The 24,194-nt window shown below is 69.0% G+C and carries 19 protein-coding genes and 3 rRNA genes; 16 read left to right on the plus strand and 6 right to left on the minus strand.

The genetic code is table 11. The features are described from left to right. Positions 1–274: 274 nt before the first annotated feature. The 11 genes from ABWK59_RS19025 to pstB all read left to right on the plus strand — a co-directional run bounded on the left by ABWK59_RS19025 (position 275) and on the right by pstB (position 15,320). A 16S ribosomal RNA gene (locus ABWK59_RS19025) occupies positions 275–1,796 on the plus strand. Positions 1,797–2,077: 281 nt separating this feature from the next. After that, positions 2,078–5,184 (plus strand): 23S ribosomal RNA (locus ABWK59_RS19030). 69 nt (positions 5,185–5,253) lie between these two features. Further along, a 5S ribosomal RNA gene (rrf, locus tag ABWK59_RS19035) occupies positions 5,254–5,370 on the plus strand. Together the 16S, 23S and 5S rRNA genes form the textbook arrangement of a ribosomal RNA operon. Positions 5,371–5,499: 129 nt before the next feature. Next, on the plus strand, positions 5,500–6,453 hold the full coding sequence (mshD, locus tag ABWK59_RS19040) for a mycothiol synthase (protein WP_354641791.1): 954 nt from the start codon (positions 5,500–5,502) through the stop codon (positions 6,451–6,453). A gap of 246 nt (positions 6,454–6,699) precedes the next feature. Next, positions 6,700–9,174, plus strand: coding sequence for an RNA degradosome polyphosphate kinase (locus ABWK59_RS19045; protein WP_354641792.1), 2,475 nt, complete (start codon positions 6,700–6,702; stop codon positions 9,172–9,174). Between the two features lie 166 nt (positions 9,175–9,340). Further along, entirely contained in the window at positions 9,341–10,405 is a 1,065-nt protein-coding gene (locus tag ABWK59_RS19050) for a CHAD domain-containing protein (protein ID WP_354641793.1), read from the plus strand. Then, positions 10,390–10,899, plus strand: a complete 510-nt coding sequence (locus tag ABWK59_RS19055) for an NUDIX hydrolase (protein ID WP_354641794.1) — start codon at positions 10,390–10,392, stop codon at positions 10,897–10,899. Before ABWK59_RS19050 ends, ABWK59_RS19055 begins: the two co-directional genes overlap by 16 nt. A 267-nt stretch (positions 10,900–11,166) precedes the next feature. Next, a complete protein-coding gene (pstS, locus tag ABWK59_RS19060; protein ID WP_354641795.1) occupies positions 11,167–12,300 on the plus strand; it encodes a phosphate ABC transporter substrate-binding protein PstS in 1,134 nt (377 codons plus the stop codon). A gap of 145 nt (positions 12,301–12,445) precedes the next feature. After that, positions 12,446–13,429, plus strand: coding sequence for a phosphate ABC transporter permease subunit PstC (gene pstC, locus ABWK59_RS19065; RefSeq protein ID WP_354641796.1), 984 nt, complete (start codon positions 12,446–12,448; stop codon positions 13,427–13,429). Further along, complete coding sequence (gene pstA, locus ABWK59_RS19070; protein ID WP_354641797.1) at positions 13,426–14,502, plus strand: phosphate ABC transporter permease PstA; 1,077 nt, start codon at positions 13,426–13,428, stop codon at positions 14,500–14,502. Before pstC ends, pstA begins: the two co-directional genes overlap by 4 nt. 41 nt (positions 14,503–14,543) lie before the next feature. Then, a complete protein-coding gene (gene pstB, locus ABWK59_RS19075; protein WP_354641798.1) occupies positions 14,544–15,320 on the plus strand; it encodes a phosphate ABC transporter ATP-binding protein PstB in 777 nt (258 codons plus the stop codon). A 180-nt stretch (positions 15,321–15,500) separates the two neighbouring features. Here the strand turns inward: pstB and ABWK59_RS19080 are convergent, their stop codons facing one another. Beyond that, on the minus strand, positions 15,501–16,496 hold the full coding sequence (locus ABWK59_RS19080) for an inorganic phosphate transporter (RefSeq protein WP_354641799.1): 996 nt from the start codon (positions 16,494–16,496) through the stop codon (positions 15,501–15,503). A gap of 5 nt (positions 16,497–16,501) precedes the next feature. After that, positions 16,502–17,122 carry a DUF47 domain-containing protein gene (locus ABWK59_RS19085; RefSeq protein ID WP_354641800.1) on the minus strand — a complete coding sequence of 207 codons (621 nt, stop codon included), beginning with the start codon at positions 17,120–17,122 and terminating at the stop codon, positions 16,502–16,504. Positions 17,123–17,375: 253 nt separating this feature from the next. Here ABWK59_RS19085 and ABWK59_RS19090 point away from each other — a divergent pair, with 253 nt between their 5' ends. Further along, positions 17,376–17,714 (plus strand): metal-sensitive transcriptional regulator, encoded by a 339-nt coding sequence (locus ABWK59_RS19090; RefSeq protein WP_354641801.1) that lies wholly within the window; start codon positions 17,376–17,378, stop codon positions 17,712–17,714. A 45-nt stretch (positions 17,715–17,759) separates the two neighbouring features. Here the strand turns inward: ABWK59_RS19090 and ABWK59_RS19095 are convergent, their stop codons facing one another. Together ABWK59_RS19095 and ABWK59_RS19100 are read right to left on the minus strand one after the other, a co-directional pair. Next, positions 17,760–18,011 (minus strand): hypothetical protein, encoded by a 252-nt coding sequence (locus tag ABWK59_RS19095; protein ID WP_354641802.1) that lies wholly within the window; start codon positions 18,009–18,011, stop codon positions 17,760–17,762. A 149-nt stretch (positions 18,012–18,160) separates the two neighbouring features. Next, positions 18,161–18,991, minus strand: a complete 831-nt coding sequence (locus tag ABWK59_RS19100; protein ID WP_354641803.1) for a hypothetical protein — start codon at positions 18,989–18,991, stop codon at positions 18,161–18,163. A gap of 156 nt (positions 18,992–19,147) precedes the next feature. Between ABWK59_RS19100 and ABWK59_RS19105 the strand changes: the two genes are divergently transcribed. Continuing rightward, positions 19,148–19,351: a hypothetical protein gene (locus tag ABWK59_RS19105; RefSeq protein WP_420492804.1), complete on the plus strand. Its 204-nt coding sequence runs from the start codon at positions 19,148–19,150 to the stop codon at positions 19,349–19,351. A gap of 44 nt (positions 19,352–19,395) precedes the next feature. Here ABWK59_RS19105 and ABWK59_RS19110 read toward each other — a convergent pair whose 3' ends face one another. Continuing rightward, positions 19,396–20,133, minus strand: a complete 738-nt coding sequence (locus tag ABWK59_RS19110) for a phosphatase PAP2 family protein (RefSeq protein ID WP_354641805.1) — start codon at positions 20,131–20,133, stop codon at positions 19,396–19,398. A gap of 208 nt (positions 20,134–20,341) precedes the next feature. Beyond that, on the minus strand, positions 20,342–21,397 hold the full coding sequence (locus ABWK59_RS19115; RefSeq protein WP_354641806.1) for a C40 family peptidase: 1,056 nt from the start codon (positions 21,395–21,397) through the stop codon (positions 20,342–20,344). Between the two features lie 262 nt (positions 21,398–21,659). Between ABWK59_RS19115 and ABWK59_RS19120 the strand changes: the two genes are divergently transcribed. The 3 genes from ABWK59_RS19120 (at position 21,660) to ABWK59_RS19130 (ending at position 24,193) form a co-directional block, all read left to right on the plus strand. Next, a complete protein-coding gene (locus ABWK59_RS19120) occupies positions 21,660–21,995 on the plus strand; it encodes a hypothetical protein (protein WP_420492805.1) in 336 nt (111 codons plus the stop codon). Between the two features lie 115 nt (positions 21,996–22,110). Then, on the plus strand, positions 22,111–22,929 hold the full coding sequence (locus ABWK59_RS19125) for a hypothetical protein (protein ID WP_354641808.1): 819 nt from the start codon (positions 22,111–22,113) through the stop codon (positions 22,927–22,929). After that, positions 22,919–24,193, plus strand: coding sequence for a hypothetical protein (locus ABWK59_RS19130; protein ID WP_354641810.1), 1,275 nt, complete (start codon positions 22,919–22,921; stop codon positions 24,191–24,193). The genes ABWK59_RS19125 and ABWK59_RS19130 overlap by 11 nt, the downstream gene beginning before the upstream one ends. Position 24,194 lies beyond the last annotated feature (1 nt).

Raw genomic sequence — 24,194 nt, forward strand, 5'->3', positions numbered from 1 at the left:
CAAGCTCGGATCTGATAAGCTGGAAACACGAAAGAACGAAGCGCCCGGAGGGCCCGCTGGAAGGCGGTCCGAAGGAAGCGTCCGTTCCTTGAGAACTCAACAGCGTGCCAAAAGTCAACGCCAGATATGTTGACATCCCCGGCGAGGCCGTCATGGTCTTGTTGGAGATTCCTTTTGAAATAACACTAGCGAGGACGCAGTGCGCGGGATCACCTTATTCCGGTGGTTGCCGTGCCGCTCTTCCGCGAGTGGGATACCCGATCACGGGTTGACATTCACGGAGAGTTTGATCCTGGCTCAGGACGAACGCTGGCGGCGTGCTTAACACATGCAAGTCGAACGGTGAAGCCCTTCGGGGTGGATCAGTGGCGAACGGGTGAGTAACACGTGGGAAATCTGCCCTGCACTCTGGGACAAGCCTTGGAAACGAGGTCTAATACCGGATATGACCTGCTCCTGCATGGGGGTGGGTGGAAAGCTCCGGCGGTGCAGGATGATCCCGCGGCCTATCAGCTTGTTGGTGGGGTAACGGCCCACCAAGGCGACGACGGGTAGCCGGCCTGAGAGGGCGACCGGCCACACTGGGACTGAGACACGGCCCAGACTCCTACGGGAGGCAGCAGTGGGGAATATTGCACAATGGGCGAAAGCCTGATGCAGCGACGCCGCGTGAGGGATGACGGCCTTCGGGTTGTAAACCTCTTTCAGCAGGGAAGAAGCGCAAGTGACGGTACCTGCAGAAGAAGCACCGGCTAACTACGTGCCAGCAGCCGCGGTAATACGTAGGGTGCGAGCGTTGTCCGGAATTATTGGGCGTAAAGAGCTCGTAGGCGGCCTGTCGCGTCGGATGTGAAAGCCCGGGGCTTAACCCCGGGTCTGCATTCGATACGGGCAGGCTAGAGTGTGGTAGGGGAGATCGGAATTCCTGGTGTAGCGGTGAAATGCGCAGATATCAGGAGGAACACCGGTGGCGAAGGCGGATCTCTGGGCCATTACTGACGCTGAGGAGCGAAAGCGTGGGGAGCGAACAGGATTAGATACCCTGGTAGTCCACGCCGTAAACGTTGGGAACTAGGTGTTGGCGACATTCCACGTCGTCGGTGCCGCAGCTAACGCATTAAGTTCCCCGCCTGGGGAGTACGGCCGCAAGGCTAAAACTCAAAGGAATTGACGGGGGCCCGCACAAGCAGCGGAGCATGTGGCTTAATTCGACGCAACGCGAAGAACCTTACCAAGGCTTGACATACGCCGGAAACGTCCAGAGATGGGCGCCCCCTTGTGGTCGGTGTACAGGTGGTGCATGGTTGTCGTCAGCTCGTGTCGTGAGATGTTGGGTTAAGTCCCGCAACGAGCGCAACCCTTGTTCTGTGTTGCCAGCATGCCTTTCGGGGTGATGGGGACTCACAGGAGACTGCCGGGGTCAACTCGGAGGAAGGTGGGGACGACGTCAAATCATCATGCCCCTTATGTCTTGGGCTGCACACGTGCTACAATGGTCGGTACAAAGGGCTGCGATGCCGCGAGGCGGAGCGAATCCCAAAAAGCCGGCCTCAGTTCGGATTGGGGTCTGCAACTCGACCCCATGAAGTTGGAGTTGCTAGTAATCGCAGATCAGCATGCTGCGGTGAATACGTTCCCGGGCCTTGTACACACCGCCCGTCACGTCACGAAAGTCGGTAACACCCGAAGCCGGTGGCCTAACCCTTGGGAGGGAGCCGTCGAAGGTGGGACCAGCGATTGGGACGAAGTCGTAACAAGGTAGCCGTACCGGAAGGTGCGGCTGGATCACCTCCTTTCTAAGGAGCACATGGCCGACTGCGAGCGAATGTCTCGCACGGTTGCTCATGGGTGGAACGTTGACTATTCGGCACACTGGTATGGGGTCTGTTAGTACTGCTTCGGCGTGGAACACAGGACGACCGCTGGTGTGTCGGGCACGCTGTTGGGTCCTGAAGGAACGGCCATCAAGGTTGTTGCTTCAGAGTTGCCGGCCTCATGCGAGGCATCCCGGTTCGGGGTGTTGAGTTTGGGTGTCTGGTCGTTGTTTGAGAACTGCACAGTGGACGCGAGCATCTGTGGCCAAGTTTTTAAGGGCGCACGGTGGATGCCTTGGCACCAGGAACCGATGAAGGACGTGGGAGGCCGCGATAGGCCCCGGGGAGCTGTCAACCGAGCTTTGATCCGGGGGTGTCCGAATGGGGAAACCCGGCAGTCGTCATGGGCTGTCACCCGCTGCTGAACACATAGGCAGTGTGGAGGGAACGCGGGGAAGTGAAACATCTCAGTACCCGCAGGAAGAGAAAACAACCGTGATTCCGGGAGTAGTGGCGAGCGAAACCGGATGAGGCTAAACCCAAGTGGTGTGAGACCCGGCAGGGGTTGCCGCTTGGGGGTCGTGGGAATGAGCTTGATCGGTCTGCCGGCCGGTCGGCGAGTCAGAAACCGTTGGTGTAGTCGAAGGACATGCGAAAGGTCCGGCGTAGAGGGTAAGACCCCCGTAGACGAAACATTAGCGGCTTGCTTGCTCATCTCCCAAGTAGCACGGGGCCCGAGAAATCCCGTGTGAATCTGGCGGGACCACCCGCTAAGCCTAAATATTCCCTGGTGACCGATAGCGGATAGTACCGTGAGGGAATGGTGAAAAGTACCGCGGGAGCGGAGTGAAATAGTACCTGAAACCGTGTGCCTACAAGCCGTGGGGGCAGTCTTCGGACTGTGACTGCGTGCCTTTTGAAGAATGAGCCTGCGAGTTTGCGGTGTGTAGCGAGGTTAACCCGTGTGGGGTAGCCGTAGCGAAAGCGAGTCCGAATAGGGCGATTGAGTTGCACGCCCAAGACCCGAAGCGGAGTGATCTAGCCATGGGCAGGTTGAAGCGCGGGTAAGACCGTGTGGAGGACCGAACCCACCAGGGTTGAAAACCTGGGGGATGACCTGTGGTTAGGGGTGAAAGGCCAATCAAACTCCGTGATAGCTGGTTCTCCCCGAAATGCATTTAGGTGCAGCGTCGTGTGTTTCTTGCCGGAGGTAGAGCACTGGATAGGCGATGGGCCTCACCGGGTTACTGACCTTAGCCAAACTCCGAATGCCGGTAAGTGAGAGCACGGCAGTGAGACTGTGGGGGATAAGCTCCATGGTCGAGAGGGAAACAGCCCAGAACACCGACTAAGGTCCCTAAGCGTGTGCTAAGTGGGAAAGGATGTGGAGTCGCAGAGACAACCAGGAGGTTGGCTTAGAAGCAGCCACCCTTGAAAGAGTGCGTAATAGCTCACTGGTCAAGTGATTCCGCGCCGACAATGTAGCGGGGCTCAAGTACACCACCGAAGTCGTGTCATTCACACGTGTAGGCCCAACGGCTGTGTGGATGGGTAGGGGAGCGTCGTGTGCCGGGTGAAGCAGCCGAGGAATCGAGTTGTGGACGGTTCACGAGTGAGAATGCAGGCATGAGTAGCGATACAAGAGTGGGAAACTCTTGCGCCGATTGACCAAGGGTTCCTGGGTCAAGCTGATCTGCCCAGGGTAAGTCGGGACCTAAGGCGAGGCCGACAGGCGTAGTCGATGGACAACGGGTTGATATTCCCGTACCCGCTTTGAAGCGCCAACGTTGAACCCTCTGATGCTAAGGCCGTGAAGCCGCCCCGGAGCCTTCGGGCGAAGGGGAGTGGTGGAGCCGCTGAACCAAGGTGGTAGTAGGTGAGCGATGGGGTGACGCAGGAAGGTAGTCCAGCCCGGGCGGTGGTAGTCCCGGGGTAAGGGTGTAGGCCGAGTGATAGGCAAATCCGTCACTCATTGAGGCTGAGACCTGATGCCGAGCCGATTGTGGTGAAGTGGATGATCCTATGCTGTCGAGAAAAGCCTCTAGCGAGTTTCATGGCGGCCCGTACCCTAAACCGACTCAGGTGGTCAGGTAGAGAATACCGAGGCGTTCGGGTGAACTGTGGTTAAGGAACTCGGCAAAATGCCCCCGTAACTTCGGGAGAAGGGGGGCCATTCCTGGTGACGAGTCTTGCACTCCGAGCTGGGGGTGGCCGCAGAGACCAGCGAGAAGCGACTGTTTACTAAAAACACAGGTCCGTGCGAAGCCGTAAGGCGATGTATACGGACTGACGCCTGCCCGGTGCTGGAACGTTAAGGGGACCGGTTAGTCTAGTTTCGGCTAGGCGAAGCTGAGAACTTAAGCGCCAGTAAACGGCGGTGGTAACTATAACCATCCTAAGGTAGCGAAATTCCTTGTCGGGTAAGTTCCGACCTGCACGAATGGCGTAACGACTTCTCGACTGTCTCAACCACAGGCCCGGTGAAATTGCATTACGAGTAAAGATGCTCGTTTCGCGCAGCAGGACGGAAAGACCCCGGGACCTTTACTATAGCTTGATATTGGTGTTCGGTTCGGCTTGTGTAGGATAGGTGGGAGACTTTGAAGCAGCAACGCCAGTTGTTGTGGAGTCGACGTTGAAATACCACTCTGGTCGTGCTGGATGTCTAACCTGGGTCCGTGATCCGGATCAGGGACAGTGTCTGGTGGGTAGTTTAACTGGGGCGGTTGCCTCCCAAAGGGTAACGGAGGCGCCCAAAGGTTCCCTCAGCCTGGTTGGCAATCAGGTGTTGAGTGTAAGTGCACAAGGGAGCTTGACTGTGAGACTGACGGGTCGAGCAGGTACGAAAGTAGGGACTAGTGATCCGGCGGTGGCTTGTGGAAGCGCCGTCGCTCAACGGATAAAAGGTACCCCGGGGATAACAGGCTGATCTTCCCCAAGAGTCCATATCGACGGGATGGTTTGGCACCTCGATGTCGGCTCGTCGCATCCTGGGGCTGGAGTAGGTCCCAAGGGTTGGGCTGTTCGCCCATTAAAGCGGTACGCGAGCTGGGTTTAGAACGTCGTGAGACAGTTCGGTCCCTATCCGCTGTGCGCGTAGGAGTGTTGAGAAGGGCTGTCCCTAGTACGAGAGGACCGGGACGGACGAACCTCTGGTGTGCCAGTTGTCCTGCCAAGGGCATGGCTGGTTGGCTACGTTCGGGAGGGATAACCGCTGAAAGCATCTAAGCGGGAAGCCTGCTTCGAGATGAGCACTCCCACCTCCTTGAGAGGGTAAGGCTCCCAGTAGACGACTGGGTTGATAGGCCGGATATGGAAGCCCTGTGAGGGGTGGAGTTGACCGGTACTAATAGGCCGAGGGCTTGTCCTCAGTTGCTCGCGTCCACTGTGTTGGTTCTGAAACCACGACCCGTCTTGCCGGCGGATAGTTTCATAGTGTTTCGGTGGTCATAGCGTGAGGGAAACGCCCGGTTACATTCCGAACCCGGAAGCTAAGCCTCACAGCGCCGATGGTACTGCAGGGGGGACCCTGTGGGAGAGTAGGACGCCGCCGAACAATCATTCAGGGAAGGGCCCCGCATTCGTGCGGGGCCCTTTTCGCATTTCCGGGGGAGTTCAGGGGAACCGGAACTCCGGTCCTAGCGAGACCGTGGACCGGTCCCGACAGCGGCGTAAGGTCGCAGGCATGGAGACCTCTGAGACCCCGTCACCCCCCGGCGCCGGCAACGACACCGCCCGCGTCGACGTCGTCGACAGCCTCACCCCGGCCCAGGTCGACGCGGTCCGCGCGGTCCTGGCCGCGGCCGGAGATGCGGACGGCCGGGAGGCGGTGTCCGAGGCCGGTCGGCTCCGGCTCCGGGCCGGGACCCCGCGCCCGGGTGTCCGGCACCTGATCCAGACGGTGTCCGGCTTGACCACCGGGTACGCGCAGCTCGAAACCGGCTCCGCCCGGGGCACCGCCGAGCTGACCGTCGACCCGGCCCACCGCGGCCGCGGCCTCGGCCGGCAGCTCCTGGACGCCGTCCTGGCGGCCGCGGGCCCGGACACCACCGTCGACTTCTGGGCGCACGGCGGGCACCCGGCCGCCGCCCGCCTGGCGGCCGAGCGGGGCGCGGAGCTGGTCCGTGAGCTGCGGCAGATGCGGCGCACGGGCGAGGCCCCCGAGCCGGTGCCGCTGCCGGCGGGCGTGGAGCTGCGGACCTTCCACCCGGGCGAGGACGAGGCCGCCTGGCTCGCCCTCAACGCCCGGGCGTTCGCCCACCACCCCGAGCAGGGCGCGTGGACCGCGGCGGACCTGGCGGACCGGGAGGCCGAGCCCTGGTTCGACCCGGCCGGCTTCTTCCTCGCCACCCGGGGCGGCGCGCCGGTCGGCTTCCACTGGACCAAGGTGCACCCGGAGGGCCTCGGCGAGGTGTACGTGGTCGGGGTGGCCCCGGCCGAGCAGGGCAGCGGGCTCGGGCGGGCGCTCACCGCGGCCGGTCTGAGGCACCTGGCGCTGGACCGGAAGCTGGAGACCGTTCTGCTCTATGTGGACGCTGACAATCCGGCCGCCGTGCGGGTATATGAACGACTGGGGTTCACCATCCACGAGGTGGACCTGATGTACCGCGTCCAGGCGTCGGAAGGCGGCGTCCGGTAGCCGCCACAGGGGTGACCGACTCAGCTTTCCTCCTGGCCATGCGGTGTTTACCGTGGATTCAATTGACGCCGCGAAGATCACAGAATGACGTACGTGGTTCCTCGTCCCGTGACGGACCGCCGGCACCCCGGCGGTGCCGCCGTCGCATCCGGGGTCCGGGAAGCGGTCCCGGGGGACGAGGACCCCGTGTGCGTCGTGCGACCTGCGCGCCGCCGGGATTTCGCCCTGCAGGAGGAGCTGGACCCCATGAGCATCCCCCGCCCCGTCTCCGCCTCGCCCGGGCAGGTCGAGCAGTCCGCCGACCCCTCCGTCCGGGCCCGCGGGGCCAAGAGCACCGAGAAGGCCGCCGGCAGGTCCGCCGCGAAGGCGACCCGGAAGTCGGCCGGGACCTCGGCCCGGTCCGGCGCGCGCCCCGCCGGCGCTGCCCAGGCCGCCTCCGCCAAGCCCCCGGCCGCGGAGCCCGCAGCCGCGAAGCCGGGCGCCGACAGCGCCGAGCAGGCGGCCGGCCGGTCCACGACCGCCGAGACCACCGCGGCCAACCCCGCCCCGGCGCCCGTGCTGCCCGCCTCGGTCACCGCCGCTCTCGGCCTGGCCGCCGCGGACGGACAGCCGACGGTCACGCAGGCCTCGGTCCCCGCCGAGTACGCCGAGCTCCCGCAGGGCCGCTTCCTTGACCGCGAGCGCAGCTGGCTGGCGTTCAACGAGCGGGTGCTGGAGCTTGCCGAGGACCCGCAGATCCCGCTGCTGGAGCGGGCCAAGTTCCTGGCGATCTTCGCCAGCAACCTGGACGAGTTCTTCATGGTCCGGGTCGCCGGCCTGAAGCGGCGGATCGCCACCGGCGTCGCCCAGCGCAGCGCCTCCGGCCTCCAGCCGCGCGAGGTGCTGGACCTGATCTGGCGGCGCTCGCGCGAGCTGATGGCCCGGCACGCCGCCACCTTCCAGCACGAGGTGCTGCCCGACCTGGCGGCCGAGGGCATCGAGCTGGTCCGCTGGCCGGAGCTGGCGGACAAGGAGCAGGCCCGGCTGCACACCCTGTTCCGGCAGCAGATCTTCCCGGTGCTGACGCCGCTGGCCGTGGACCCGGCGCACCCCTTCCCGTACATATCGGGACTCTCGCTCAACCTCGCGGTGGTCGTCCGCAACCCGGTGTCCGGGCACAAGCACTTCGCCCGGGTGAAGGTGCCGCAGTCGCTGTCCCGCTTCCTGGAGGCCTCCCCGCAGCGGTACGTGCCGCTGGAGGACGTCATGGGGGCGCACCTGGAGGAGCTGTTCCCGGGGATGGAGGTGCTCGCCCACCACGCCTTCCGGGTCACCCGCAACGAGGACCTGGAGGTGGAGGAGGACGACACCGAGAACATCCTCAAGGCGCTGGAGAAGGAGCTCATGCGCCGCCGGTTCGGCCCGCCGGTCCGGCTGGAGGTGGAGGAGTCGATCGACCCCTACATCCTCGACCTGCTGGTCCGCGAGCTGAACATCACCGAGGCCGAGGTCTTCCCGCTGCCCGGCCCGCTCGACCTGACCGGGCTGTTCGGGATCTCCGACCAGGACCGGCCGGAGCTGAAGTACCCGAAGTTCGTGGCCGGCACCGCCCGCGGCCTGACCGACGTGGAGTCGGCCTCGCAGCCGGACATCTTCGCGGCCACGCGCGAGCGGGACGTGCTGCTACACCACCCGTACGACAGCTTCTCCACCTCGGTGCAGGCCTTCCTGGAGCAGGCGGCCGCCGACCCGAACGTGCTGGCGATCAAGCAGACGCTGTACCGGACCTCCGGTGACTCGCCGATCGTCGACGCGCTGATCGACGCAGCGGAGTCCGGCAAGCAGGTGCTGGTGCTGGTCGAGATCAAGGCGCGGTTCGACGAGCAGGCCAACATCAAGTGGGCCCGGAAGCTGGAGGAGGCCGGCTGCCACGTGGTCTACGGCCTGATCGGGCTGAAGACCCACTGCAAGCTGTCCCTGGTGGTCCGGCAGGAGGGCGAGACCCTCCGCCGCTACTCGCACGTCGGCACCGGCAACTACCACCCGAAGACCGCCCGGCTGTACGAGGACCTCGGCCTGCTGACCTCCGACCCGCAGGTGGGCGCCGACCTGAGCGACCTGTTCAACCGGCTGTCCGGCTACTCGCGCCGCGAGTCGTACCGGCGGCTGCTGACCGCGCCGCGCGGCCTGCGGGACGGGCTGATCTCGCGGATCCAGGGCGAGATCGCGCACCACCGGGCCGGCCGCCCGGCGTACGTGAAGATCAAGGTCAACTCGATCGTCGACGAGGTCGTCATCGACGCGCTGTACCGGGCCTCGCAGGCCGGGGTGCCGGTGGACGTCTGGGTGCGCGGTATCTGCGCCATCCGGCCGGGGGTGGCCGGGCTGAGCGAGAACGTCAGGGTCCGCAGCGTGCTCGGCCGGTTCCTTGAGCACTCGCGGGTCTTCGTGTTCGGCAACGGCGGCGACCCGGAGGTGTGGATCGGCAGCGCCGACATGATGCACCGCAACCTGGACCGCCGGATCGAGGCGCTGGTCCGGGTCGCCGACCCGGCGCAGCGGCAGGAGCTGTCGGCCCTGCTCGACCTCGGCATGTCGGACGAGACCCAGTCCTGGCACCTGGGCGCGGACGGCAGCTGGACCCGGCGTGCGCAGGACGGGGAGGGACGGCCGCTGCGGCACGTCCAGGACCTGCTGATCGACGCCCGGCGCCGGCACCGCAGCGCGTCGGGCGGTCGTTGATCCACCGCCTCGGCCGGGCGCGCCCCGACGGCACGCCCGGCCGCCCGGCGCTGCACCACGGCCGGGCCGCGCCCACCGCGGGCCCGGCCGAGCCGCACTGACCGGCCCCGCGGGGCCAGCAGCCCCGGAGCGCCGCTCCGGGACGGAAACGGGGAGAGCCACAGCCATGACCGAAGCGCCGACGACGGCCCCGGAGCCGTACGGGTCCGCCGACCCGGCCGCCGGGACCGCCGGGGAGGTCCTCGCCGGGTACCTCGCCGCCCAGGCGGGCGCGTTCCTGCGCGCCCTGCCGCAGGCGGTGGGCGAGGCCGGCTCGAGACCGGGCGCGCTGCCGGCCTCCGCGGCGGCCGCCGCCGACCTGCTGCGGGCCGTCCGCCGGGTGGGCGGGGCGCTGCACACCTTCGAGCCGGCCTTCGAGCCGGCCTGGGCCGCCGAGGCCCGTACCGAGCTGCGCTGGCTGCTCGACCTGCTCGGGCAGGAGCCGGCCTACCAGCGGCGGGCCGACCGGCTGCTGGCCGCGCTGGACTCGCTGAGCGACACCGCCGGCGACGGGCCGGGGATCCTGGCCGGGCACACCGGCGCGCCGAAGGCCCGGGCCCTGCTGGAGCGGCAGCTCACCCTGGCGCGGACCCGGGCGCACTCCGGGCTGCTGCAGGAGCTGCGGTCGGCCCGGCTGCACGCGCTGGCCGACCGGATGACCCTGTTGGCCGGGGAGGTGCCGCTGGAGCCGCGGGCGGCCAGGCAGTCGGCCGAGGTGCTGCGGCCGCAGGCCGCCACCGCGCTGGCGGCGCTCGCGGAGGGCACCGAGCGGCTCCCGCTGGCCCGCCTCGCGGCACCGTACGGCGGGGACGGGCTGCACCGGCTGGCGACCGTGCCGCCGGCCCGCGGCCCGGTCCTGGACGCCGAGGCGGCGCTGACCGCCGCCGACGCCCCCTGGCACCGGCTGCGTGTCCTGGTCAAGCGGGCCCGGTACGCGCTGGAGGTGTGCGGTGCCCCGCTGGACGGGCTGGACGGCCTGGACCGCGTCCTGCACCGGCACCAGGAGGCCGCCGACGCGGCGCTGACGGCCGCGGCGGCCGCCCGGACCCCGCGGATCACCCCGGCGACCGCGTACGTGCTCGGAGTGGTGCATGCTGATCAGCGACTGGAGGTGGAGGCGGCCCGGTACGCCTTCGGCCACCAGTGGCCGAACCTCCAGCACCACGGATGGCATGCATGGGCGACCGCCTGACCGCCGCGCGCTACGCGACCCCTCCTCCCGGCGGCGGACACCCGCCGGCGAGCCTCGCCCGCCCCTGGGAGCCGACCATCCTGGCGGCCGGGGCGGTGCTGTGGGTGCCCGGCCCGCTGAGGAAGGACGGCGTGCGGCGGAAGAAGCCCCGGATCGCGCTGATCCACCGGCCGAAGTACGACGACTGGAGCCTGCCCAAGGGCAAGCTCGACCCCGGTGAGGGCTGGCGGGCCGCCGCCCTGCGCGAGGTGCACGAGGAGACCGGGATGCGGTGCGCGCTGGGGCCGGAGCTGCCGGTGCAGCACTACCGGGCGCAGGGGCGGCCCAAGGAGGTCCGGTACTGGGCTGCCGTCCCGACCGGCGGTGCCTTCACGCCCAACCGGGAGGTGGACCGGCTGGAGTGGCTGCCGCCCCGGAAGGCCAAGGAGCGGCTCACCCACCCGCGTGACCGGATTCTGGTGGACGCCCTGCTGGAGCTGCTGGGCCGGGGTTGACCGGGGCGGACCCGGGCTGAGCTGGGGTCCCGGCGTCCGCGGGCGGGTGATCTCACCGCGCCCCCACCGTGACGCAACCGTTACTACCGACCGCAGTTTCCTGCCATCCCTCCGAGGTTCACTTCCCGTTCAACTGTGACCGCCTGATGCGTCACCTGCCCGGCCTAACTTCTGGACTACCGGAGGGCCGGACGGGCCCCGGACCACGCATGATCCGCGCCGAAGGCAGAGACTCGGCGCTGGGTACTGCCTCAGAAGGGGACACCTGTGAAGCTCCAGCGGAACGGCCGCTCCAAGGCCCTCGCGATCGGTGCCGTGGCGCTCGTCAGCGCGCTGTCGCTCACCGCCTGCGGCTCGGACGACAACACCTCGTCCAACGGCGCGACCGGCGGTGGCACCACGGCCGCGGCCGCGAAGATCGCCTGCGGCAAGGGCGGCCAGCTGCTGGGTGCCGGCTCCACCGCCCAGGGCAACGCCATCGACGTCTGGAAGACCGCGTACGGCGCCGCCTGCTCCGGCACCACCATCACCTACGGCGGCGGCGGCTCCGGCGCCGGCGTCCAGCAGTTCAACCAGGGCAAGGTCGCCTTCGCGGGCTCCGACTCGGCCCTCAAGCCGGCCGAGGTCGAGGCCTCCAAGGCGGTCTGCACCGGCGGCCAGGGCGTCAACCTGCCGATGGTCGGCGGTCTGATCTCGATCGTCTACAACATCGACGGCGTGGACAAGCTCACCCTCGACGCGACCACCATCGCCAAGATCTTCGACTCGCAGATCACCAAGTGGAACGACCCGGCCATCGCCGCCCTCAACCCGGGCGTGACCCTGCCGGACGCGGACATCCAGCACGTCCACCGCTCGGACGACTCCGGCACCACCGACAACCTCACCAAGTACCTGGCGAAGGCCTCCAACGGCGCCTGGACCTACCCGGCCTCCAAGACCTGGGCCGCCAAGGGCGGTCAGTCCGCCAACGGCAGCGCCGGCGTCTCCGCCCAGGTCAAGAGCGTCAAGAACTCGATCAGCTACGTCGAGCTCTCCTTCGCCCAGACCAACAAGCTGAAGAGCGCCGCGATCAGCACCGGCGCCTCCAAGCCGGTCGAGGCCACCGCCGCCAACGCCGCCACCACCTTCGCCAAGGCGAAGATCGCCGGCACCGGCAGCGACCTGGCCCTCAGCCTGGACTACGCCACCAAGGACGAGGGTGCCTACCCGATCGTCCTGGTCACCTACGAGATCGTCTGCGACAAGGGCAACAAGGCCGAGTCGCTGGACACCCTGAAGTCCTTCCTCACCTACGCGATCAGCGCCGACGGCCAGAAGGCCATCGGCGACGGCGGCTACGTCCCGCTGCCGAAGGAGCTGTCCTCCAAGGTCCAGGGCGTCGTCGCCGCCCTCGCCTGACCCGCAGGACCACCGGTGGGGCGGCCCCTTACGAGGGGGACGGGCCGCCCCCGCCGGGCCCACTGACCGACCGACGAACGTCCGGGGCACCGCCGCCATGGTGCCGCCCCCTCGGGGCAGCGCCGTCAGACCGGAGTAGACGACCATGACTTCATCACCCCCTGCCGTCACCACGGACAGGGCCCGCAGGAGCCGGGGCGACAGCCGCCTCGGCGACAGCATCTTCTTCAACCTCTCCCGGGGCTCGGGCATCCTGCTGCTGGTCATCATGGCCGCCATCGCCGGATTCCTGGCCTACCGCTCCGCCATCGCGATCTCGAAGGACCAGGCCAACTTCCTCACCACCTTCGAGTGGGCGCCGGACGCCCCGAAGCCGGTCTTCGGCATCGCCGTCCTGGCCTTCGGCACCCTGGTCAGCGCCCTGATCGCGATGGTCATCGCCGTCCCGGTCGCGGTCGGCATCGCGCTGTTCATCTCGCACTACGCGCCGCGCAGGATCGCCCAGCCGTTCGCCTACCTGGTGGACCTGCTGGCCGCCGTCCCCAGCATCGTCTACGGCCTGTGGGGCGTGCTCTTCCTCGTCCCGCACATGGACGGCCTGACCTCCTGGATGGACGAGTACCTGGGCTGGACGTACATCTTCGACCAGACCCGGACCGGCGTCAGCCCGCGCAACCTGTTCACCGTCGGCATCCTGCTGGCGATCATGGTGCTGCCGATCATCACCGCCGTCACCCGCGAGGTGTTCCGGCAGGTCCCGCGGATGCACGAGGAGGCGGCGCTCGCCCTCGGCGCGACCCGCTGGGAGATGATCCGCACCGCCGTGCTGCCCTTCGGCCGCCCCGGCATCATCTCGGCCTCGATGCTCGGCCTCGGCCGCGCGCTCGGCGAGACCATCGCCGTCGCCACCGTGCTCTCCGCCAGCAACGTGCTCTCGCTGCACATCCTGGACCCCAACGGCGGCACCTTCGCGCAGAACATCGCGCAGAAGTACCTGGAGGCCGGCGACCTCGGCCGGGACGCCCTGATGGCCTCCGGTCTCGTCCTGTTCTTGATCACTCTGCTGGTGAACGGCGCCGCGCGACTGATCATCGCGCGCCGCAAGGAGTACTCGGGGGCCAACGCATGAGCACCACCACACCCGTCTCCGACACGGTCATCCCCCAGCTCCGCCAGGACCTGAACGGCGCCCGGCTGCCCAAGTGGACCCCGGCCGCCGTGGCCGCGCTGTCCGTCGCCGTGGGCTGCGGCATCGGCGCGGCCGCCGACCTCGCCAGCAAGCTCCAGTGGGGCCTGATCTCCGCCGGGCTGTTCCTGCTGGTCAGCTACGGCCTGTCCGCCAAGGTCGAGGGCCGCCGCCAGGCCAAGGACCGGTTCGCCACCTCGGTGATCTGGGTCTCCTTCATCCTCGCGGTCATCCCGCTGGTCGCCCTCACCGTCTACACCGTCCAGCAGGGCATCGAGGTGGTCGACGACTACTTCCTCAGCCACTCGATGAAGGGCGTGCTGTCCTCCGGCCCCGGCGGCGGCATCTACCACGCGATCATCGGCACCCTCGAGCAGGTCCTGCTGGCCACCGCGATGGCCGCCCCGATCGGCCTGCTGACCGCCGTCTACCTCGTCGAGTACGGCCGCGGCCGGCTCGCCAAGGCGGTCACCTTCTTCGTCGACGTGATGACCGGCATCCCGTCCATCGTCGCCGGCCTGTTCATCTTCTCGATCTGGAACATCATCCTGGACTTCGGCTACTCCGGCTTCTCCGGCAGCCTGGCCCTGGCCATCCTGATGATCCCGGTCGTGGTCCGCTCGACCGAGGAGATGCTGAAGCTCGTCCCCAACGAGCTCCGCGAAGCCTCGTACGCCCTCGGCGTGCCCAAGTGGAAGACCATCCTGCGGATCGTGATCCCGACCGCCATCGGCGGCATCACCACCGGCGTGATGCTGGCCGTCGCCCGCATCACCGGCGAGACCGCCCCGGTGATGATGCTGGTGTTCGGCTCGGACGTGATCAACGAGAACCCGTTCAAGGACCCGCAGCAGTCCCTGCCGCTCTACATCTGGCAGCAGTACGCGATGGTCAACAACGAATACGGCTACGCCCGTGCCTGGGGTGCCGCCCTGGTGCTGATCGCCATCGTGATGGGGCTCAACCTCATCGCCCGCGGCGTCGCCCGCTGGCGCTCGCCCAAGGCCGGGCACTGACCCCGACTGACGTACGAGACGACGAGAGAAGACAGAAGATCATGGCCAAGCGCATCGACGTCAGCGGACTGTCGGCCTTCTACGGCACCACCAAGGCCATCGAGGACATCTCGATGACCATCGAGCCCCGCTCCGTGACCGCCTTCATCGGCCCCTCCGGCTGCGGCAAGTCCACCTTCCTGCGCACCCTCAACCGGATGCACGAGGTGATCCCCGGCGCCCGCGTCGAGGGCAAGGTGATGCTGGACGACGAGAACCTCTACGGCTCCGGCGTCGACCCGGTCGCCGTCCGCCGCTCGGTCGGCATGGTGTTCCAGCGGCCCAACCCCTTCCCGACCATGTCGATCTACGACAACGTGATCGCCGGCCTCCGGCTCGCCGGGGTCAAGAAGAAGTCCGTGCTCGACGGCGTCGTGGAGAAGTCCCTCAAGGGCGCCAACCTCTGGAACGAGGTCAAGGACCGGCTCAGCAAGCCCGGCGCCGGCCTCTCCGGCGGCCAGCAGCAGCGCCTGTGCATCGCCCGCGCCATCGCGGTCGAGCCCCAGGTCCTGCTGATGGACGAGCCCTGCTCGGCCCTCGACCCGATCTCCACCCTCGCCATCGAGGACCTGATCGGCGAGCTGAAGTCGCAGTACACGATCGTCATCGTCACCCACAACATGCAGCAGGCGGCCCGCGTCTCCGACCGCACCGCCTTCTTCAACCTGGCCGGCGTCGGCCAGCCGGGCAAGCTGATCGAGCTGGACGACACCCCGCGGATCTTCTCCAACCCGTCGGTCCAGGCCACCGAGGACTACATCTCCGGTCGCTTCGGCTGATCCCCCCGAGCTGCTCCTCGGTGCTGCATGGCGGTGCCGCCGCGGAGCAAGCAGGGCCCGCCCCCCGGACTGTGGGGGGCGGGCCCTGTCGTGTGTCGCGGTGCCGACCCTTGTGTCGCGGTGCCGACCCGCGGCACCCCCCGGTCCCGCCACGGCGGCCGGCGGTCGGCGCCGAGGGGCTCAGAGGAAGATCAGGTCGACCAGACCGTAGATCGCCGCGGCCACGATCGCCGCGGCCGGCATGGTGATGAACCAGCCCAGCACGATGTTCTTCGCCACGCCCCAGCGGACCGCGCGGATCCGCCGGGTGGCACCCGCACCCATGATCGCCGAGGTGATCACGTGGGTGGTGGAGATCGGTGCCTTGAAGACGAACGAGGTGATGTACATGATCGTCGAGGCGGTGGCCTCCGCGGCGAAGCCCTGCGGCGGGTCCAGCTCGATGATCTTGCGGCCGAGGGTCCGCATGATCCGCCAGCCACCCGCGTAGGTGCCCAGCGACAGCGCGGCGGCGCAGGAGACCTTCACCCACACCGGGATGTCATAGCCGGTCTGGTGGCCCGAGATCACCAGGGCCATCACCACGATGCCCATGGTCTTCTGGGCGTCCTGCAGGCCGTGCGCCAGGGCCATCGCGGCCGCCGAACCCGTCTGCGCGATCCGGAAACCGCGCTTGGCCCGGTGCGGGTTGGCCCGGCGGAAGATCCACAGGATCGCCGCCATCACCAGGAAACCGGCCAGCAGGCCGACCACCGGCGAGACCACCATCGGAATGATGATCTTGTCGACCACGCCGGACCAGATCACCTCGGTGCCACCGGCCAGCGCCGCACCCACCAGGCCGCCGAACAGCGCGTGCGAGGAGGAGGACGGCAGGCCGAAGTACCAGGTGGCCAGGTTCCAGGTGATCGCGCCGACCAGCGCCGCGAACAGGATCCCCATCCCCTGGCTGCCGGTCGGCGTGGCGATCAGGCCCTGGGAGACCGTCTTCGCCACGCCGCTCCCGAGGAAGGCACCGGCCAGGTTCATCACCGCGGCCATCGCCAGCGCCGCCCGCGGGGTCAGCGCCCGGGTGGAGACCGAGGTGGCGATGGCGTTCGCCGAGTCGTGGAAGCCGTTGGTGTACGTGAAGAAGAAGGCCACGCCGAGGACGGCGATCAGTGCTGCCATGTCCACGGTGGTCAGGACTCCTTGACCGCGATGGTCTCCACCGTGTTGGCCACGTGCTCGAACGCGTCGGCGGCCTCTTCCAGGACGTCCACGACCTGCTTCAGCTTGAGCACCTCGATCGCGTCGTACTGGCCGCTGAACAGGTGTGCGAGCAGCTTGCGGTGGATCTGGTCCGCCTGGTTCTCCAGCCGGTTGACCTCGATCCAGTACTCGGTGAGGTGGTCCATCGACCGCAGCTTGGGCATCGCGTCGGCGGTCAGCTCGGCGGCCCGGGCCAGCACCTCGATCTGCTCCTCGATCCCCTTCGGCAGGGTCTCGATGTCGTAGAGGACGACCAGGTCGACGGCCTCCTCCATGAAGTCCATGATGTCGTCCAGCGACGAGGCGAGGGAGTAGATGTCCTCGCGGTCGAAGGGCGTGATGAAGGAGGAGTTCAGCTGGTGGAAGATCGCATGGGTGGTGTCGTCACCCGCGTGCTCGGCCGCGCGCATGCGCTCGACGATCTCCGCACGGGCCGAGACGTCTGATCCCAGCAGTTCCAGCAGGAGCTTCGATCCGACGACCAGGTTCTCCGCCGCAGCGGCGAACATGTCGTAGAAGCTCGTCTCCTTCGGGGTCAGGCTAAAACGCACGGATATCTCCGATGTGCGGGGTACGGACTGAACGATGCTAGGCGCAACCAGTTCGAACTACCCAAACGAGGGACGGGACTCGAGCCCCAGTCTGGCCCAACCCCGGCCGGTTTGCTCCCCCCGTGCGCGGGGATCCCTCTGCTGACGTCCGGACGGGGGAACACCCGGCGGGCGCCCGGCGTTGCACACTGGATGCCCGGCCGGGGCGGGTTGCGCCCGGCGGGGACGAGCACCGAGACACGAGGCGGACCGGATGACCACGATCGACACGCACGGCGAGCCGGGCAGCGCGGAGTCGGCCGCCCACGGACCGCACGGCTACAGCTCCCAGAAGAGCGAGCACCTCAAGCGGCTGCGCCGGATCGAGGGCCAGATCCGCGGCCTCCAGCGCATGGTGGACGAGGACGTCTACTGCATCGACATCCTCACCCAGGTCTCCGCCGGCACCAAGGCCCTGCAGTCCTTCGCCCTCGCCCTGCTGGAGGAGCACCTGCGGCACTGCGTCGCGGCCGCCGCCGAGGAGGGCGGCGTCGAGCTGGACGCCAAGGTCGCCGAGGCCACCGCCGCCATCGCCCGCCTGCTGCGGACCTGAGCCCGGCTCAGCCCGCTCCCCGCCGTACTCGCCCCTCGTCCCCGCTCAGCCCTCTTCCCCACCCGGCCCGGGCCCGTGCAGCCCGGGTCTGGGCAGCCCGGGCCCGTTCAGGCCGGCCCGGCCCGGCCCGCAGCCCCCGGGCGGCTGCTCCCGGTCCAGCAGGACCTCGTCGATCCGCTCGGTCGCCAGCCGCTCCTCGCGGCTGTCCGAAGCGGCGATCATCAGCTCGCCGGCCAGCTCGATCTCGTCGAGCGCCGTCTTGTCGTGGCCACCCGCCCGGCCCTCCGAGGACGCCACCTGCACCACCCCTTCAGCGCCACCTGCCGGTCAGGACGGCAGCCCCGTCCGTCCAGCGTAGGCAGGAGTGAGCCGGCCCACATGGCACGGACGGGCCATCTCTGCCGCCCGAGGCGCCTATTTCCACCACCGGACGCGGTGATCCGCCGTCACTTCGCGGGCGCCGAGGCCTTCATCGAATAGATCTCCCCGGCGGACGGCTCCGCCGCCTCCACCGGCGTGCCGAAGTCGCGCAGCGAGGTGGCCGAGACCACCTTCACCTGGTCCTTCGCCGCCTTCGACCCGGCCACGCCCGAGAACGCGAAGGTCTCCACCACCTTGTGCAGCCGCCCCTGGGCGTCCAGCCAGGCCTCGTACGGGACCTCCTTGACCGTGAAGGTCTGCGCGGCCATCTTCAGCCCGTCACCGCCCCGGCCGCCGGTGGCGTCCGCCGCCTTGGCCAGGTCCAGGGTGCCCTTGTAGTGCTTGAGCTCCACGCCGTCCACCGTCTCGCTGCCGACCAGCTCGGCGGTCTGCGCCCCGCGCAGCGCCCCGGCGGCACTGGCCGGGTCGGTGGCGCCGCTGCTCACCAGGTTGCCGTCGGGCAGCTGGCGGACGTCGAGCTTGACCCACTTGCCCTCGGGGATCTTGGCGCCGCTGTTCTGCAGGTAGACCGTGCCGGGGAGGACCACCTCGACGATCTTCCCGGTGGTCGCGGCACCGGGCGGGACGGCGATCTCCAGCCGGCCGATCCGCTTCACGTAGTCGTACCCGCCGCTGCCGTTGAACACGGCCTTCTTGTCGGCGGACTCCGTGGTCAGCTCCGTCTTCGCTTGGGCCGAGCCCGTCCGGCCGGTGATGTCGGCGGCGTTCCGCACCGCCGTCAGCGGATCGGTGGAGAGCTGGTCCGCCGAGCCTCCGGGCGCGGTGCCGCCCCCGCCGGAGCAGCCGGCCAGCGCGACGGTGACCAGGGCCGCGGCGGCCCACTTCGGCATCTTCACTTCGACACAACCCCCTTGGGCCCCGGCGCCCGGCAACGCCGCCCCGGGTGGGCGGAGCTCCCCAACCACCAACGAGGGGAGGCGGACGGGGTTACGCGGAGGTAGGCGTGCGAAGGGCATCGCGCGCCGGGGTCCGACCGCGTTACGGTGAAGCACGTGTACAGCGAGCTGCCGGCGCGGCCCGGCGCAGCACCGTCGGACGGTCACCGGGTGTCCGTCGAGGAACGCGGCTCCTTCAGCTTCGCCGGCTGCAGCTGCGGCTGGTTCGCCCCCGGGCGCAGATCCCGGGACAAGGCCCGGCGGGACGCCGCCGACCATGCGGCCGAGACGGCCGGGGAGGCGGGCGGCGCCGCGGTCTGAGCGCTGAGCGGCTGTGAGGCCGCCCGGCGGGTCCTGATCCTGGGTCAGGCCGCCAGGTCGCGGGCCGGCTCCTCGTCCGGCTCGCCCGGGTCCGGGTCCGCCGAGGACCGGGAGGCCCGCCGGCGGCGCCGGCCGCCGTCCCCGCCCGGGCCCGGGGCGCCGCGCTTCCCGGCGACGATCAGCGGTGCGGCGGCCGTCCGGGTCAGCGCGTGGCAGAGCGGGACGAGCACCGCCATGGCGATCGGCGCGAGCAGCAGCACCACGGCCGTGGCCAGGGCGAAGCCGCCGATCACGTCGGTGGGGTAGTGGACGCCGACGAACATCCGGCAGAAGCCCTGCAGCAGCGCCAGCACGCCGGCCAGCAGGCCGAGTCTCCGGTTCACCAGCAGCAGGGCCACCGCGATGCCCATGGACATCGCCGAGTGGTCGCTGACGAAGGAGAGCGTGCCCTCCTTGCCCTCCACCAGGACGTCCAGCTCGGGGTGGTCGACGAAAGGCCGCGGCCGGTCCACGATCGCCGAGATCGGCAGGTTCGCCAGCTCGGAGACGGCCACCGCCAGCGGTGCCCAGAGCAGCCCGGCGACCGCCACCGGCGCGTCCGGCGCGCGGCGGGCCTGCAGCCAGGCGGTCACCCCGAGCGCGGCCAGGCCGAGCAGGATGCCGTACTCGCCGACCCAGGCCACCAGTGCGTCCAGCCAGTCGGGCGAGGACTTGGCCAGGCCGTTGACAGCGCGGAGCAGACCGAGGTCCGGGTCGCTCGTGTCGGCCAGCAGCGTCGACACGCCGCACCTCCCTGTGGGTCCACTCCGTCGTCCGTCAGCGCCTGCGGCGCTCTGCCCGCCCAGGAACAGAACGCGATCGTCGAGGCACAGGGTTCCACGGAAACCCCGTGTTATGGAAACTTGACTGGGTGTCCACGGAGCTCGCACATCCGCAGGCCGGGCCGGCCGGGCCCGCCGGGTCGGAGGGCACCCGTCCCGGGCCCACCGGTCAGCTGGTCGGCACGGTGCCCGTCCGGCCGGTGGTGATGGTGCCGTCCTCACCGCGGACCGGCAGGGCGTCCGCGCCGTCCTGGGTGACCCGGGTCGCCCCGATGTAGTCCCGCTGGTCGATCTTGTCGTAGCGGATCACCGCGCCGGTCCGCGGCGCGTCGATCATGTAGCCGCCGCCCACGTAGATCCCCACGTGGTAGATCGACCGCGGGTCGTTCAGGTCGTGGGCGAAGAACACCAGGTCGCCCGGTTGCAGCTCGCTCCGCGAGGGGTGCGCCCCGGCGTACCACTGGTCGTTGGCCACCCGGGGCAGCCGGATCCCCACGCTGGCGTACGCGGCCTGCATCAGCCCGGAGCAGTCGAACCGCCCGTCCTGCGAGGGCAGCCCCTCACCGCCCCACAGGTACGGGGTGCCCAGCTTGGTCTGCGCGAAGTAGATCGCCCCCGCGGCCTGCCGCGACAGCGTCATCACCGAGCCCGCCGCCGGGGCGCTGAAGCTCCGGGTCAGCGACTGGATGCTGCGGACGTACCCCTGGGTCTCCCGGTACGGCGGGACCCCGCCGTTCTCTATCACCGCGTACGGGCCGGCGTTGTACGCGGCCAGCATGTTCGCCTGCCGATCGCCGGGCACCTTGGACACGTCCTTCGCCAGCGCGCAGTCGTAGGTCGCCGCCGAGGCGATCGCGTCCGCCGGATTCCAGATGTCCCGGGTGCCGTCACCGTCCCCGTCGGTCCCGTAGTGCGCCCACGTCCCCTCCAGGAACTGCGCCATTCCGTACGCCTTCGCGGGGCTGCGCGCCGCGGGGTTGAATCCGCTCTCCTGGTAGAGCTGCGCCGCCAGCATCGGGGGGGAGATCTCGGGGCAGAGCGCGCCCCAGCGCTCGATCAGCGGCCGGTAGGCGGCCGGCACCGTACCGCCCGACAGCCCCGGCCGGGCCGCCTGCCCCTGCGGGACCCCGCTCGCGGCGTACGTGCCGACGGTGACCAGGCCGACGAACCCGACCGTCCCCACCACCGCAGCGACCGCGGCCGCGCCGGCCTTGCGGAGTACCATCAGCACCATCCCGACGAGGCGTCAGCAGTCAGTGTCCTTCAAGGCGTTGCCCGGTGCAATCATCAGAGATACAAAGAGTGAGCAGTATCCTTCCTACGATGGACATCCTGGCGTACGCGTCCCGTGCCGCACGACCAATCCGCGAGAAGTAGCCAAGTCGACATCAGATCTGGCCAAGAATAGGACCTGCCCCTTCGCTCGACCTGGTTCGGGGCCTTGAATTTGCCTGATCGGGCGGTGAGATGAAATGAACCTGAGCAGCGTGGAACAGAGTGTCGCCGGGTACCTAGCGGAGGACCCACCGAAGAAGCCGAACATCGACACCATCATCGGCGGGATCGCCCCCGACTGGGGGCCGTTCGCCAGTCTCGGCTCCGAGGCCCGGGTGATGGTCGAGGTGATCATGGCCGTCGCCATCCTCGCCTGCCTCGGGATCGCGGTCTGGGGGGCCGCGAAGCAGCGGATCGGCGCCACCGCGATGCGCGACACCTTCAGTGCCGAACAGGGCAAGGGATTGATCATCGCCGGACTGACCGGCGTGTTCATCATCGGATCCCTCGGCACGCTGTTCACCATTGTCTACGGGATGGCCATCTGACGATCCGACTACCGGACCGACGGAACGCCGGGGCAGCCGTCCCGGCGAAGCGGCATGCGCCGCGACGCTTACGACCGGGCGCCCACCTGGGCTCCCCCGCACCAGGAGGGCCGACGTGCCGCTGTCCGACGACCAGCCGCACACCCGTACGCGGCTACCGGTCGCCGAACAGCCGGTCCACCCCGGCGGCGGGCGCCAGGCCAGGCCTCTGCGCACCCTCCTGACGATCCTGGCCGTGGTCGCCCTCCTGGTCCTCGCCATCTCCGTCGCCAACCGCGGCAAGGCCGACCCGTCCTCCTCCGGCTCCCCCTCCACCGACCGGGCCGCCACCACCGCCCCCGGCCCCGGCACCACCGCCCCCTCCGGCCAGCAGCCCGTCACCACCACCGCCAACGGCATCGCGAACAGCTTCCCGCACACCGACCAAGGCGCCCAGTCCGCCGCCGCCAACTACGCGGTGGCCCTCGGCTCCGCCGAGATGTTCCGCACCGACACCCGCCACACCATCGTCGCCACCGTCGCCGATCCCACCGTCACCGCCGGCCTGCAGTCGCGCCTCGACCAGGCCTTCAACGCGGAGACGCTCACTCGCTTCGGACTGGACGGCCAGGGCCGCGCCCCCAAGGGGCTCACCTTCGTCAGCCGCATCGTCCCCGTCGGCACGCGCACCACGAACACCGCGGACACCGCCACCAAGGTGGAGGTGTGGTGCACCGGGCTCTACGGCCTGGCGGGGGAGGGGTCCACCAACCCGGTCTCCCAGGACTGGTACACGCTCACCGTCACCATGCGCTGGTCCGGGAACGACTGGAAGCTGACCGACTTCTCCCGGGCCTCCGGCCCGGCGCCCGTGCCGGGCGACCAGCAGGCCGCCACCGCGCAGGAGATCACCAATGCCGTCCAGCAGTTCGGAGGCTTCCGCTATGCCCGCTGACGCCGCCCGACGCCTGAGCCGCGCAGGCGCGCTCGCCGGAAGCCTGGCGGCGCTCCAGGTAGCCGCGCTGACGGTCGCGCAGCGGGCCTTCGCGGACCCGTCCCCGAGCCCGACTTCCTCCCCGTCCAAGTGCGCCGGTCAGGATGCCACCGTCCTCGGCGCCGACAAGCTCTGTGCTCCGCCCGGCGCCGTCGTGGTGCCCGGGGGCGAGACGGTGGGCGGGGTGACCGATCCGCTCGGGTCGTTGGCGAAGGGGTGTGCGCAGGCCGCCGGGTGGGTGGTGCGGAAGCTGTCGGGGGCGATCGACGGGACGACGCAGGTGGACTTCACCAACGCGGCGTTCCTGCAGCAGTACGCGGTGGTCTTCGCCGGCTCGACCATCATCACGCTGGTGCTCTGGCTGCTCGCGGTGACCAAGCGGGCCGTCCGCGGCGCCCCGCTGTCCCAGGCGTTCGCCGAGGCGATCGGCTTCCTGTGGCTGACGGTGGTGGCCTCGGCGTTCACGCCGCTGGTGCTGTACACGGTGGTGTCGGCGACCGACGGGCTGACGGCGGCGATCGCGGCGGGCACCAAGTCGGACACCGGCACCTACCTGGGCGGCTTCGCGGACACCCTGGAGAAGGGGTCGATCGGTGGCGGCCCGCTGATCCTGATCATCGTCTCGCTGGTCGCGGTGCTGGCCGCCGCGGTGCTCTGGATCGAGCTGCTGATCCGTGCCGCGATGCTGTACGTGGGCGCGTTGCTCGGCACCGCGGTGTACGCGGGTCTGGTGGACAAGCAGCTGTGGAAGCACGTGCGCCGCTGGGCGGGTCTGATGCTGGCGGTGGACCTGGCGAAGCCGATCATCGTGATCATCCTGGGCCTGGCCGGGGCGGTGGCCACCGGGGCCGGGGCGGAGGACGACTTCGCCCGGGTGCTGTCGGGGCTGGCGATCATCTTCCTGTCGATCTTCGCGAGCGCCGCCGTGTACCGGTTCGTGCCGGGGTTCGGCGACGAGATGCTGGCGATGCGCCGGGCCCGGGCGAGCGCGGTGTCGGCCGGCAGCGCGATGATCAACGGTCCGGCGAACCTGGTGAAGCAGGGCATCAGCACGCACGGCTCCCGCGGCGGCCCGCAGGCCGCCAACGCCTCCGGGGCGGGCGGCGGCTCGGTGGCCCCCGGCATCGCCGCGCACGCGGGCCGCACCCCGGGCGCGGCCCGGGCCGCGGTGCCGCCGGCGCAGACTCCGTCCGTCCGTGACAGCAATCCAGCGAAGGGAGGGTGAC

The sequence above is a fragment of the Kitasatospora sp. HUAS MG31 genome, assembly GCF_040571325.1.
GTDB lineage: Bacteria > Actinomycetota > Actinomycetes > Streptomycetales > Streptomycetaceae > Kitasatospora > Kitasatospora camelliae.

Bases quoted from the DNA above. Each gene is read 5' to 3' on its own strand.
- ABWK59_RS19115 (WP_354641806.1), bottom strand. From the start codon at position 21,397: ATGGTACTCCGCAAGGCCGGCGCGGCCGCGGTCGCTGCGGTGGTGGGG.
- ABWK59_RS19090 (WP_354641801.1), top strand. From the start codon at position 17,376: ATGACCACGATCGACACGCACGGCGAGCCGGGCAGCGCGGAGTCGGCC.
- pstC (WP_354641796.1), top strand. From the start codon at position 12,446: ATGACTTCATCACCCCCTGCCGTCACCACGGACAGGGCCCGCAGGAGC.
- pstB (WP_354641798.1), top strand. From the start codon at position 14,544: ATGGCCAAGCGCATCGACGTCAGCGGACTGTCGGCCTTCTACGGCACC.
- pstA (WP_354641797.1), top strand. From the start codon at position 13,426: ATGAGCACCACCACACCCGTCTCCGACACGGTCATCCCCCAGCTCCGC.
- ABWK59_RS19055 (WP_354641794.1), top strand. From the start codon at position 10,390: ATGGGCGACCGCCTGACCGCCGCGCGCTACGCGACCCCTCCTCCCGGC.
- ABWK59_RS19050 (WP_354641793.1), top strand. From the start codon at position 9,341: ATGACCGAAGCGCCGACGACGGCCCCGGAGCCGTACGGGTCCGCCGAC.
- ABWK59_RS19130 (WP_354641810.1), top strand. From the start codon at position 22,919: ATGCCCGCTGACGCCGCCCGACGCCTGAGCCGCGCAGGCGCGCTCGCC.
- ABWK59_RS19045 (WP_354641792.1), top strand. From the start codon at position 6,700: ATGAGCATCCCCCGCCCCGTCTCCGCCTCGCCCGGGCAGGTCGAGCAG.
- mshD (WP_354641791.1), top strand. From the start codon at position 5,500: ATGGAGACCTCTGAGACCCCGTCACCCCCCGGCGCCGGCAACGACACC.